A 14814-nucleotide genomic window follows, 5' to 3' on the forward strand; every position below is an offset into this window, starting at 1 on the left:
TTTTCAGGCAAGGGAGGATTATATTTTTTAGTTCATCATATTACTGTACCGTTACACTGGTATTATAAACCACTTGCTTGCTACTTACAGAACTAATAGTTACATTATACACCCCATTAGCCAGCTTTTCAGTAATGCTTAGGCTATGTGCCGCAGTGCCGCCACTGTGGCTTACCATTTCCTCATGCACTTTCTGCCCAAGGCTGTTGTACATGCTTACGGTGTATTTGCCTGCATTTACATTTTCCAATTTCACGTTTAGCTTGCTATTGATAACAGGGTTAGGATACAAACTGTAACTAATAACTGCACCTTTGACTACTGTTGTAACATTGCTGTAGCCAACACTACCATCTGCACTGGTAGCCTTGATGCGGTAGTAAGTGGTACCATTGGCTACGCTGTTGTCCACATAGCTGTATGCCGCAGTGGCCGTGTTCTTGGCTGTTGCCGTGCCTATTGCGGTGTATGCTGTGCCATCGGTTGATTTCTCTACTGTATATCCAGCTACCTTATCCTCCCCTGCCGTCTTCCAGCTTACTGTTGCTGAAATGTTGCCACTGTTTAGCGAAGCAGTCGCTGTGATGCTGTTCACTGCCAGCACTGTTGGTTTGAATACAATCCTGAACCTGTTTGCATAAGTGGCAGCAATCGTGTTGTCTGCCGCAAAGCTAATGGTGTTCAGGCTGCTCTCAAGTGCAGTGTAGGTTTTGGTATAGCCATCGTATATATAAGGCGTAAGGCCATTGCTGTTGTAGCTTGAAGCATCCACTTGCAATTGGTAATTGGCCTTGGCTACTTGTGCCAACTGGATAGCGATAATATCGCCCGTTGTGGCTGGCCGCCTGCCATCGATGCTCAATGCCTTGGTGGCGCTTAGTTCCCTTATGGACAGGTTGTCGCTGCTGTTATCCAGTTTAGGCGCATCCTCGTTGCTATTGTAGCCATTGCTGTAACTGTCGCTAAATACAATACTAGCCATGTCCATCTTGTGGTATTTGCCGCTGCCAGCTGACTCTTCCCTAAGCAAAGCAAGTGGCAGTTTGCTTTCAATGCCGAAAACTGCTGTCTGGTTGCCTGGCGCCTTGGCTGCTTCCGTGAAACCAATCACTGGGTATTTAGGGTAGCCTTTCTTGTTCTGTATAAAGATGGCCTGGCCAGCTTGTATGTAAGGGTTGCTCAATGAGTTACCCGCCACATAGGCACCTGTTGCGCCAATGGTTGGGTCCAAGTAATAATAGTACCCTTCTATGCTGTCCTTAGTAAGCAAGCGCCAGTCAACAGGGCAAACATAAGGGTTGGCAACTAGGTTGAAGCTGCTGTCTGTCAGGTTGTTCAAGCCATAAGTGCTGTTGGCGTAGGTACTGCCCGTAACTGCGTTGCTCACGCCTGTTGGGTCATAAGTAACATTGCCCGTAACCAAAGTGCCGCTTGCTTCCAGCCTTGTGGCGTTGTACATCAACAAGCCCAATGGCGTGTTAGGTATGCCTGTACCGTAAAGGTTGAAGCTCCTGTCGCCCCTGATCAATAGCCTGTAGCCCGTGAAAGGCGTTACTAACACATTGGTGTTTGCAACAGTTGCCCAATTGCCATTTATGTAGGTATAGGCCGTTTTCACACCATTGGCACTCACGTCAAAGTGGTTCGCATCTATACTGTTGGGGGTGCTGGTTGTGCCTGCAACACCTGTGCCACCCGTGATGAACATACCATAGCCACTCTTGCTATAGCTGCCGCTTTCTTGGTAGGTATTGTACAGGGTGTTGGATGTGTTGTACACACTTGGGGCGATGTCGCGATAGCTGCGGTAACCGCTAGGTATGTACCGTTCCACGGTTACCGTGCCGCTGATGCTGCCACTGTTGCCGCCTGTGCCTACAGCGGCCAATGTACCACTGCTGGCAATGCTGTTCGATTTGAACACCACGTTGCTATTAGTGATTAAAGTGCCGCTTTGCAGGGTCAACACGCCCGTGATGTTCAGCTTGTTGCTGCCGCTGGTAACTGTGGCACCTGCACTATTGTTTAAGGTAAGGCCAGCAACCGTACCCATGCCACTAATTGTTTGGGTAGATGTGCCGCTTAGGATGGTAGTACCCGTACCACTAATAGTGCCATTGTTGGTAAATGATGAATTTATGCTAAGTGTGCTGTTATTTACGATGTTGGCGCCGCTTGCAATTGTAAGGCTTTTTGCAAAACTTGCAGAAGCTATAACAGGTGCTTTAGCAACCACTGGAACTACAGCATCGTTGGTAGCACTTGGCGTACCATTATCCCAGTTAGCATCATTGTTCCAAGCTGTGTTGAAAGTACCTGTCCATGTTGTTAATGGTGATTCAACTGCGCCAGTATTACCAATCACGAAAAGATTATTACCAGAAGTAGGTATGGCAATACCTACTTTAGTAACCGTGTAAGGATTGCTTCCAACCGCAGTTACTGAACTAATAGCATAACTAGTGCCTGTTGTAAATATACCCAAGTCGTTGGTGCCAATGGTATATGCCGATGCTTTATCTGCATTGTTAAATTGGAAAACAACACTTGCAGTTGTTGCTGCACTTCCTGTTACACTCCATTGTAGGTTCACAACTTTGGTAGGGTCAACCGGGGCACTTGTAAAGGTAGATTGCACTGCGGCTGAAACATTTGATGTACCAGTTGTATTCGTAATTTTCAACGGAGCATAGCTTGTAGCCGTGCCTATTGGGAAATCAGTAGCTGTGTTACCTACACTATTGATAGTAAACTTACCAGTACCTGTAGTAGCCACATAATTGCTACTGCTGCCTGTGGTTACAGAAGCCACATTAAGGTTATATGTACTTAATTTCAGAAGGCCAGAGGTAAGAGCTAATTGGCCAGTAACAGTTAAGTTATTGCTTAACGTAACCCCTGCACTATTATTAATCGTTAAATTAGCAACGGTGTTGGAAGTAGGCGAAGTAGTGAATGCGCCTATTACTTGTGCTGCGGTGCCATTGAACTCGTAATTAGCAGCAGAAGACAAGGTTTTTAGAGAACCAGTACTACCAGCAGAAGTTGCTATACCGCCTGTATTGGCAGTTTTCAATGTACTTCCCGAAGCAGCGGTAAATGTTCCATTCCCACTAAATACGGCAGTTGTAAAATCCATTGTACCGTTTACAATTACCACATTATTGGAAGAAACAGAACTTGCAGATTTTATAGTAAGCGTAGAACCATTATTTACGGTTAAGGTATCACCCGTACCAACACCTCCACCTGTAATAGTCAATGTGCCATTTACAGTTGCATTAGAAGCTAATGCTACCGAAAGGCTAGTGCCAGCAGTTACCAAATTGTTCAACGCTGTTGGGTAAGTTGCAGGGTTAGGCACTTCTGCCCCTGTGCTGATGCTGCGTGCTGCCGTACCTCCTTGGTATTGCAGGTTTACAGTACCCGTAAAGGTAGGCGTACCTGTTAGGCTGCCAGATGTTGCAGCACTTCCACTACCAATAATAATGGTAGTTGCATTGGCAATAGTTAAATTAGAACCTGTAGCGAATATGCCATTGCTTAATCGCAGCCCTGCCACAGTAACTGCCTGACTTAAAGTAACGCCTCCGTTGGAAGTGCTATTATTAATATATAAGTTGGTTATCGTGTTTGTAAACGTGCTAGCTGCAATTGTTTGTTGAACAGTACCATTGAAAGAAACGATAGCATTTGCATTGGAAGCATCTATGTTTCCAGATGTCCTTGTGATATTGCCCGTAATAGCCAAAGTTCTAGCAGTAGCCCCAACTGGTGCAAATGCAAATGTGCCAGATGTTAATGCTAAATCACCTTTTAATGTTAATCCAGAAACAAGCTTAACACCCGTATGGTTGATAGTAAGCCCTGTAATAACGCCAAATCCACCACTGTTGTCGGCATTAATATTAATACTGCCAGCATTACCATTAATGGTTATTGTGGCAGTGTTAGTAGCCGACTGGTCTTTTAAGTATAGAATATTTGTGCTTATTGGTGAACCAATGCTGCTTCCAGAACTAACGGAAACAGATTGCCCAGCCGTACCAATAACAAAGTTTTTACCATTTAAGTTGATATAATTGCCAGATACTACACCCGCAGTAGTTTGGTCTGTGTTAGCAGAAGAAATGGCATTTCCACCTGCAGGCGCACTTATGGTAATATCAGAACCAAGGGTAAAATTATTACTTGACCCACCACTACCAAATACTATGTAAGGAATAATTAACGGAGTGCCTGTGGCAGGCCCTGTTACGGTTTGCGTAGCATTGCTGGTAAAAAATACTTTTCTTCCGTTGCCATCAAAGCCACCAGGCGTGCCGCTTCCACCATTAGCAGATGGATTATTATATTGAGTAGTACCTGTTGCAGAAATACTTCCTGCAATATACAAATCGCCACCGTTAGCAGAGCCTAGTATCAATCCATTGCCAGTTGTACTAGAAGAGTTGATTGTTAGGCTACCCAGCATTTGGTAATTGTTTCCAGAACCGCCAAAGCTAACAATTGTACTACCAGTAAAATTACCAATAGTGATTCCATAAGGAACTCCCGCACCAGATACAGTGTTGAACTTCCATTCGGTTCCAGGTGTTATTGAACCACCAGTATTGTATTGTATAGCAGAAGATGAACCATAAGTAGGATAACCTGTGCCAGCAACAGAACCGCCGCTATTCATCCTCAAGTTGCCACTAATAGAAGGCGCTGTGTTCAGTGTAAGCAAACCAGCAATGGTAATACTATTTAAACCCATGGCATTTGCCCCTCCTATTGTTGCAGCCCCAGCCATCGCAATCGTGCCGTTTGTACCTACAAATGCGCCATTATTTGTAATGGTTGCACCAGCATTAAAGTTCATGCCTATATTACTAGTTGTTATAGAAGCTCCTGAATTTATCGTTAAGCTATTGATACTGCTAACAGTAGTGCCAAGCGTTACAACATTATTTACCGTTGCCGTAATGGTGGATGTAGGTACCACGCCGCCTAGCCATGTTGAACCAGTACTCCATATCCCATCATTCCTTGTTACAAAACCTGCCAAGAAAGTACCACCCGTGTAGGTAACGCTACCGCCAGTATTGCTTACATAAACTGCATTGGTGCTTGCTGTGCCGCTCACCAATACTTTAAGCACTGTCGGTACACCCGTGATATCTAACAAAGTGGCTGAAACACCACCTACAGTAACAGCACTGCTTGATTGAAAACCAGTACCTGTTATGGTTAAAGTATCCCTTGCATAAAAATTACCAGCGGTAATATTTGGTATGCAAGAACTTATTGAGGTGATTGTTGGAGGTGGCGTGGCAGTTACACCCACTGCATAGTAAACATTAGCAGTACCAACTGCTAAACCTGCTGCTTGTATACTTGTACCCGATACGGCCCCGCCCAAAGATGAATAAGTACCATTTGCCGTAGTGCTACTTGCCAAAACAGTATTGCTGCCTAAGGTTGCTGGCACAAATGCCATGGTAAGTGAATTGCTAGCTACCGAAGATTTTACTGACCAGTATTCGTTACTGCTAATAGACGTTACCGTTGTTCCATCGGCAGTACCTGTATTAGTTTTAATACCCGTAACTGTAATAGTACCAGCAGTACCGATAGATGTTAATGTATCTGGGAAATAATTATCGCCAGAAACATAGTTGCCCACAGGGAAAATATAGGTATTTGCACTACCAGCTACTACAGTGCGACTCAATGGCCCGTCAATATATGCTGTGCTGCTTCCACCAGAAATAGCAGTTGCAGCAGTATTACTTACTGTTAAACTATTGGAGGAAGTTGTTAAAACCCTGCCTTTTGTAAGGGTAAGTACACCTGCACTACCTACTGTAACGGCGGAATTTAATGTTAACGCTGCAGTTGTATTCGCTTTATTAATAGTAAGGTTATTAAATGTAGCTGCATTAGTAATGCTTTGTGCAACAGAGCCATTAAACACAACCGTAGAGCCAGTGGTGGTTACAGTACCTGAACCCGTAGGGGCTGTATAATTGCCTGCAATGTTATATGTACCGCCGTTGGTAAAAGTGCGCGTACCCGTTGTGCCACCAGATATATCCAAGTTATTGTAGGTACCTGCCATTATATTCTGGTTTTGTGTAGTACCATTATATTGTATAGTACCACCCCACGTTTGCCCAGCAGGTATAGGTGCAGTGGTAGACTGTGTTTGGATAGTACCAGTTGTGCTATTTGCGAAACCTACCGCTCCGGTCAGGGCATTTGTACCCATATTTAACGTGCCTGTTACTGTAAGCGTACCACCCATCAAAAGCCTATTACTAATGGCTACAGATGCGCCACCTGCTATGCTGATTGGATACCTAACTGTATCGGTAGAAGAGCAATTTAATGTGCTACTAGCTCCTGTTAAAGTAATAGGTGTGCTGTTGGTGGTCAAAGTACCTATAGTACCACTATGTGAATCTACATAAGCACCCGAAACATTAATAGTACCCGCTTGGAAAGTAAGTGCCGAGTTTGTGCTGGTTAATGTAGTGTTGCCACTAGCAGTTGCAGCTTGAGACAATGTTAATATAGGAGAAAAAACAAAACTATTCCCGTTGTTAGCAGTACTTAGTATAGCGTTTGCACCAACAACCAATGTCCTCGAGAACGTGATGCTTGTTGCTCCAGAACCGCCAGTTGTACCACTTAAGGTGATGTTATTGCCAGAAATACCAGTAATATAGCAACTAGTAGCAGTAGGGCTGCTGCCTCCAGAAACGGCAGAAACATACATACCTACTACTAAGCCTGTATTAGAACTTACCACAATAGTAGGATTTGTGCTTGCTACCCAAGAGGTAACACTAGGCGATTGGTTAGTATAAGTGGCGGTTACCCTTAACGCACTGGAAGTAACATCGGTTCCAGCTAATAATTGCAAGGTTGACCCTATACCAGGAAGCGTAGTGGCGGTTGGCCAATTGGTAATAATAGTATTATCAGTAGGGTTTATATCTGCCGTGGTAGTTTGGCCTACAGTAAAACCAGTAATCGTAGTAGAAGCAGGTATGTTGCTACCAGTAATAGCAACGCCAGCAGTTACGCCAGTTGTACCGTTCGCAATGTTGGTAACCGTAGTAGAGCCACTAGTAGTAGTAGCCGAAACCCCATTCAAATAACCCCTTGAACCCGTTAAGGTAAGGTTGGTATAGGTAATGGCTGGTATTACCTGTGTGCCACTCTGCAAAACACTGCCACCGTTGTTCGGGTTGGTGAATAAAATAGTACCCCCAACTGTTGTAACATTACCTGCGCTAAATGTATTGTTAATGGTTAATGTTTGTGTAGCAGTACCATTACCAATAGTAGGTGCTGTGGTACCCGCAGTTGAAAAAGTGACATTATAAAAAGTAAGTCCAGTAGGAATGGTTTGGCTAGCACCTCCTGTAAATACAACAGTTGTTTTATTGGTAGAAATAGATGAACCAGTAAAAATGAAATTACCATTGATAGTCAATGTACCAGTTCCAACTCCGCTACCTGCATCTAAATTTCTTGTAGCAGTACCCACACCCCCAGAAGCATCTAAATTATTGTAAGTTCCTGGGTTAATTACATAAAACCCAGCAGAAGAATTAAAATACATAGTACCAGTGCTTGACCATGTTCTGCCACTTGGATAAGTACCCTTGGTAGCAATAGTACCAGCCCCAGTATTGGTGAAAGTAGCACCCACAGCAAGTGTGAAAGTATTCATATCAAATGTATTGCCCGAACCAACATTTAATGTTGCACCCGAAACAAAAGTTAAGTTGCCTGTTGCTGTAACAGTATTGCTACTACCGCTAATATCTAAGTTACCTAATGTAATGGCAGGAATATTTTTATTACCTGTCATAGCAATTTTGCCTGTACTTGCAGTAGCAATAGTACCTGTGCCTACAGCTAAGTTACCTGCCAAAGTAGCGGTAAATGTGCTGTAATCGAATATACCTTGTGTAAGGGTAAGGTCTTGATTGATAGTTATAGCAGAAGCAAGGGTAAGGGTATTGCTAGTAGCTGTTTTGTTTACCACAAGATAATCAAAGGTTTCAGGCCCTGTGATAGTAGTGTTTGCGCCAATGAAATTAACTGTCCTGCTATTAGGGGTAAATGTACCGCCACTGTTTGTCCAGTTACCAGAAACGCTTAAATCTGCGCTTGCCGTGCTACTCATGGCAAATGTGCCACCGCTAATTAATATGTTGCCTAGGGCAGACCTTGCCGATGTAGGCATAGTTACCGTGCCAGCAGCAACGGTTACGTTCTGTGGAACGCCTGCACCTAGCGTAGTGCCACTACCCCACTCTGCACCCACGGTGCTAGTTGTATTATAATATAAAGTAGCTGTTGAAGTATAAGTAGGCGCTGAGGATATACTTGCCCCACTGTTGATGGTAAGCCTTCCGTTGATACTTACACCAGACAAGCCAACAGTCCCTGCCACTTGCAAATTATTTACATTGCTAAGGCCTGTGAAGGTAGTATTGCCTGCTAATACAATGGTACCAGTGCCATAAGTAAACGTGCCAGATGTATTGTTGAAGCTACCGCCTGCTGCGATAGTTAATGTACCGCCGGAAGTCATAACTATAGAACCTGTATTAACAACCGCTGTGGTAGTTAAACTGCCCGATGCACCAAAAGTTAAAGATTTACTGGTATTTACTAATACGCTAGATGCTGCATTGCTCACAGTACTGTTTACAGTTACTATATGGTTGATGGTAGCGGCCGTGCTTGCAGGAGGAATAGCACCACCTGTCCAAGTGGCGGAAGTATTCCAGTCGCCATCTTGTGCAGTAATGTAACCAGCAATAGTTAATGTACCACCAGGGGTTGTCTGGGAATTAGTGGTGATAGATACAGCTCCAGTTGTAGCAGAAGTAGGTATTGTTACCGTTACTTGTGATGAATTAACCACAGTTGCAGCTTGTGCAGTACCGCCATTGAAAGATACAGTAGCAGTAGCACCGAAATTACTGCCATTAATGGTTAATGTTTGACCAAAATAACCCGTAGAAGTGGCACTACCACCAATGCTATACCCAGAAATTGCTGGGTTTGCAGTAAAATATCCATATACATAATTGCTAGCATTGCCAGCCGAGATAGTTGGTATAGCTGTAGTGGTGGTAATGGTATTGGTACCAACAGTTGCTGAACTGCCAATGGCAGCATAGGTGCCAGCCAATGTAGTACTAGTACCCACTAAAGTAAATATACCAACCGTACCTGTGCGCGTTAAGGCTATAGTGCCACCTGTAATATTGCCGACAGAAGCAGCTAAAGACCAATATTCTCCATTACTGATACCAGTAAGGCTAGTACCATCAGCACTACCACCTGAACCAGTTGTTGGAAATGCATTTGCTGTTGCTACTGTGGTTCCAGCCGTGCTAGTAGTAGGGCTGGTAATTGCCAATGGATAATAAGCACCACTGCTAGCCCCAATTGGGAATGTAAACGTGTTGCCCGCACTACTGGCAGGCAATGTCCAAGATAAATTGCCCTTAATATAATTGGTATTAGAAAAAGTACCTGAAACAGCAGTATTAACTGGATTGGTAACGCTTAATGCGTTGCTGCCTGTAGTAATGATGCCGCCATTTAGGTTGAGTGTGTTGGTAACTGTTACTGCATTATTTAACGTTAACCCGCCAGAATTACTGTTGGTTAATTTATAAAAACTGGTTGCCCCAGTGATGGTGGCTGCTGAACTACCTGTAAAATTAACCAAATTGGTATTGGGTGTAAATGTTCCGCTATTACTCCAGCTACCTGTTAAGGCCAAATCAGAACCTGCCGTTACTAACGAACCTGAGTTGATGGTTACCGCTTTTACAAATCCAGCAGTGGTAGTCCATTCATTGCTAGTAGTATTGTTACCGCTGGTATTGTATATTAAGTTATAACCACTACCCGCTGCAAAAGCAGCATCAGTAGTAATACCAGTAGTATTTATTTGTACAGTACCTGTTGGCTTTAAACTACCAGCAGAGGTAATGTTGGCTGCTTGTATTAATGTACCAGCAACTGTTCTTGCTTGGGTATTCATATTTAAAGCCGTTAATGCATATACATTGGTAGGCAATGAAGCACTAGGCCAAAATTTATCAGTTGAACTTACAGTATAAGTTGAAGTAGGGTTTAACACCAAAGTAGTTCCTGCAGCAAAAGTTGGAGCTGTTGATAAACTACCAACCAAACTATCCTTTAAAGAACCATTGATGGTAGTAGTACCGTTGGTCAATGCTGCACCTACAGTTAAGGTATCAGCAGCAGCAACCGTTAAGGTATTTACTGTAAATGGACTTAATATTTGGCTAGTCAATACACTGTTTACTGGAGCAGTCGTATTTAAGTTTAATATATTTGATGTAACAGTATTAGTAGCAATTGCACCAGCGTAATTCACATTTAATACACCTGCTACACTGGTTGTTCCACTTGCCAATGTTAAGCTAGAAGCTGTAAAAGATAAATTAGTAGTAGTTAATGCACTTGCATTTGCACTCATTTGTATCACCCCAGCAAACGTTAAAGTTATTGAAGTACCTGTAGCTTGAGTAGCTGTAACAGCCGTAGAAAGTGTTATATAAGTTCCAGTAATCCCAGATACATAAACTGTACCTGCAGGAAAGCCAGTACCACCCGATTGCGTTACAACCATTCCTAAAGCAATACCAGCTGGTACAGCAGCTGGAGAAGTAAAAGTAATCCTATTTGTATTGGTTACATTACTCCATGAAATGCTAGAACTTGCTGAAGCAACTACTTGTGGGGCTACATTTACAACTGTAGCATTTGCAGCTACACTAGCTGTGCCTGTAATTGCCATACCGGGTAAAATTCCCGTAACCGATGAACTTCCAATATTTAGATAAGTGGCAGTAGTTAAAAGTGGAGTAGCACCAGTTATAGTTGTACCTGTACTTTTTGCACCACCAACACTAAGGTTAGTGTAGCTACAAGTTGTAGGTATTGTTTGGTACCCTCCATTAAAAGCAACTGTACCAGTAAAAGTGCCAGTAAAAGCTCCAAATGGTGTAGTACTTGTATTTTCAGTTTGCAATGTTCCTGTGCCAGTATATGACGTATTGTTTGGTAATGATAATGCATTAAGTCCCAAGTCAAAAGTAGCCCCACTATTCACCTTTAAACTATTTGCAATAGTAAAAGAGGTTGTTGCACTTGGAGTGTATGTAGTTGGCTGAAATAGAGTACCCACTCCAGATATTACTAGGTCCCAAGGAATTTTATTGGCTGTTGATTGATTATAGGTGTATTGGGTTGCTCCGCCAGTATTTATAGTAATTGTACCGCCAGAAATATAATTATTACCATTACTTGACCCCCAGATAAAATCACCTGAAATGGTATTACCCGTATTCCTATTTTGAACATTGATATTACCTCCCGTCATGAAAAAGTTATTATTGAAGTTTAACCCAAATGCACAAGGGTAATTGCCATTAACCATGTAAGTACCTCCTGAAGCAATATTAAATGGTGCATTTAATATATTCAAAGTTCCGCCAGTAATCACATTATTACTGCCATTTGCAACCATTCCATATCCGCCATAAATATTTAACGTACCGCTAGTTAGGTTTAACTGGCCGCCACCGCCACTTTGCACTGGCGTAATAAATACTGGATTACTAGATCCCGTACCCCAATTAAATGTACCACTAGCAATTCTTAAGTTAAAACCTAAGTTAATAAGCAATGGAGCGGTGCTAGTAGCAGTTTGCGAAACTCCATTAACAATTGCACTTGTATTATTTAAAAACAACCCAGTTGCGGGTCCTGTACCAAAAGTTACTGTGTTTGAAGTGGTTAATCCATTTGCGGCAACAGTAGTTGCAGTAACATCACTACTTAATGTAACTACATTTCCAGAAATTGCACTGATGTAATAAGCAGCATTTGTAACCGCAGGTATTGCAGCAGCTGTAGCTGTAAGAAACTGACCAATAGCCAATCCTGCTGTTGAAGTAAGAGTAACATTATTTCCACTTACATTTGAAACTGAAATAGTTGCCACAGCAGCAACACTATTAGAACCAATAGTTCCTGCTGCACTACCAAAAGGGGTAATAGTGGATGCACTACTTATTTTTAAAGTACCACCAGTTAAAGTAAGGGTATGTGTTGTAGTTGCAGTATTCATTGTAAAAACTGTCTGTATATCAACCACATTACCAGCAGTGAAACCCATACCCATTGTGATATTATTAAATGCACATGAATTTCCAGTTACTGACGTACTAACATTATTATTAACATTTGCCGTAGCAAAAAATACATTAGTAACAGAACTACCTGTTATCATATTGAAAGTTCCGTTATTTGCTATCACACTTCCACCATTTCCACCATTAAGGTATAGTGTATTGGTTGCTGTAGAACTATTAGTAGACTGTACACAAGAGGAACTTGCAGCAATATTAATAGTACCGAAAAAAACATTATAACCACTAGCACTTGCTGTAGCACCAATACCCAATGTTGAATTGACTGGCGATACACTGGTAGAACCCCCAGAATAAACATTTGAAGCATTGTTTACCCATACATTGCCAATCGTGGCACCACCGGTGGCATCCACAGTTGCGTTGAAGTTGAGATAAATATTAGGAATGGTAAACCATCCGATGGTCATATTAGTTACCCTCGTGCCACTAGCTTTTGTGGAAAGTGTAAGGGTATAGCTTGTTCCAAATGTTAGAGTGGTGCCGGATGAAATACTTGCTTGAGTTTGGTTTACTGTAATAGCAGTGCCACTTGTTATGGTAGCAATGTATGTACCACCAGAAACACCTGTACCAGAAACAGATTGTCCAGGATACAAGCCTACAGTTGAAGTTACACTAATAGATGCACTACTTGTAACTGTTGCAGTAGTAGTAGTACTCGGCGCACTTCCTGCATTTACCGAAAGAATTGTCGTTCCAGTAGAAATACCTGTACCAGACACAATCATTCCTGCTACAATATTCGAGTTTTGTGCGCCAAGTGTTACAATATTTGATGAAATAACCTGATTTGAACTGATACCACCAGCATAGAACGTAAGGGGTGCATTAACAGCAGTAGCACCTATTGAAGTGGATAGGGTAATGGTTGTTGAACTAGAAGAATTTAAGCTAGCGATTGCCTGAATAGTTGTATTGGAACTAATGTTTGTACCTGTTACGTATTGCCCTACAACAAGACCAATACTATTTGGGACTGTGACTGAGTAGCCATTGGCTGCGCCAGTAGAATTACTCGCTTGCGTATAAGTCCAGGAAAAAGTAAGTGTAGTTCCAGAAGTTACTGATGCGGACGGAGCTGTGGAAAGTGTTAGGGAAGTACCTGAAATAGCTGATACCATTGTACCAGCGGTAATATTGGTTCCTGACACAAACTCTCCTTGGAAAATTAATGAGTTAGATCCACTTAAAGGAATAGAAGTTGTTGAAGATGCACTACCAGTAGTCTGGGTTGTACTAACACCAGAGGTGCTTGGTGCCACAGAAGCACTTACCCAAGTGCCGCCACTGTAAGTTTGCCAATTGGCTGCTGTACTAAATACAGAAGCAGCTGTATTCCGATAGTCACCTGATACAGGAGAAGTTTGAGCCTTAGCAGAACTACTAACTAATAAAACCGAACCCAGCAATGCCAATAGCATTAGCATAATCTTTATTGACATAAACTTAAAAACAAAAGAAGGTAGATTCTTTTTCATAAAACAAGAAATATGTAAAGTTGAGGAATAAAAATGTTGTTGTGTTAGCGTGGCAAATTGGCCACTTGCATTAGGCAATACTCGCTGTAGCAACACTGGCATAGCATATCGTTTCATAAAAGGCAATAATTAGAATGTAAAAGTACCTAGCTATTAACGTTGCTACTTATCCAAATGTTGCAAACACTTGTCCTTTTCGCTAATTCACTTGTTTTCGGGTGGTCTAGTGGGTTTCGGCAACGTTTGCAGTGGTGGAAATGCAAAAGTGAAGGTATCTATGTTTGGCTAGTTAATTGGGCGAAAAAGGGGTATCAGGCGTGCAGATAGAAGCGGATTAAATATACGCTCATTTCAAAATTTCGCTTTTTCTTGCTGCCCCGCAAGCATCCTATATGGGGGAATTTTGGGATGCTCATGGGGGCATATTTCCCCCATATAGGATTTTCATTTTGGCCTATATACTTATTCATGCCAATTTTACATTAAAGGAGCAACTAGTGGCATCTTGGCCTTGCCTCCTGCATCGGATGTTAGTTGGCTTAGCAAAATGACAATCCACCATCAAAATCTTATCAGTGTATTATCAATAAATTATCAGTTTCATATAATAAAACGATCATTCCATTATCAATATATAATCATAAAATTCACTTAAATTATCATAAAAAATGAAGCTATAAAAACAAAAAAAAACTGAATATCAATGAGTTACATGCAAAAAAGGAAAATTGAAAAAAAATAAATAACCAAAAAACAAAAAAAAACCACTTCAAACCCGGAGGTTTTTTGGGTTAGCCTAACCTTAGCTCGCTGCCCATAGGGGGTTCATTTTTAACATAAAAAAAACGTTATTATGAACTACATCCGTACTAAAAAAACACCCAAAAATCACTCACTTTTCAGCGGAAATCACTCATAAATCACTCACAAAACACTCAAAAATCACTCACAAAACACTCAAAAAACACTCACATTTCACTCACAAAACACTCATCTTAAAAAACTTAAAAGCACTGCATTTCAATGAGTTATAATGAAATAACATCTAAAAACTAAATTCAGGTTGC

At 41.9% G+C, this 14814-nt stretch carries 1 protein-coding gene; it reads right to left on the reverse strand.

The window, feature by feature from the left end:
• Positions 1-40: 40 nt before the first annotated feature.
• Complete coding sequence (locus ACHFIY_RS02830) at positions 41-13747, reverse strand: T9SS type A sorting domain-containing protein (protein WP_410844537.1); 13707 nt, start codon at positions 13745-13747, stop codon at positions 41-43.
• Positions 13748-14814: the final 1067 nt, after the last annotated feature.

The organism is Parasediminibacterium schistidii (assembly GCF_046546515.1).
Lineage (GTDB): Bacteria > Bacteroidota > Bacteroidia > Chitinophagales > Chitinophagaceae > Parasediminibacterium.

Bases quoted from the DNA above. Each gene is read 5' to 3' on its own strand.
- ACHFIY_RS02830 (WP_410844537.1), bottom strand. From the start codon at position 13,747: ATGAAAAAGAATCTACCTTCTTTTGTTTTTAAGTTTATGTCAATAAAG.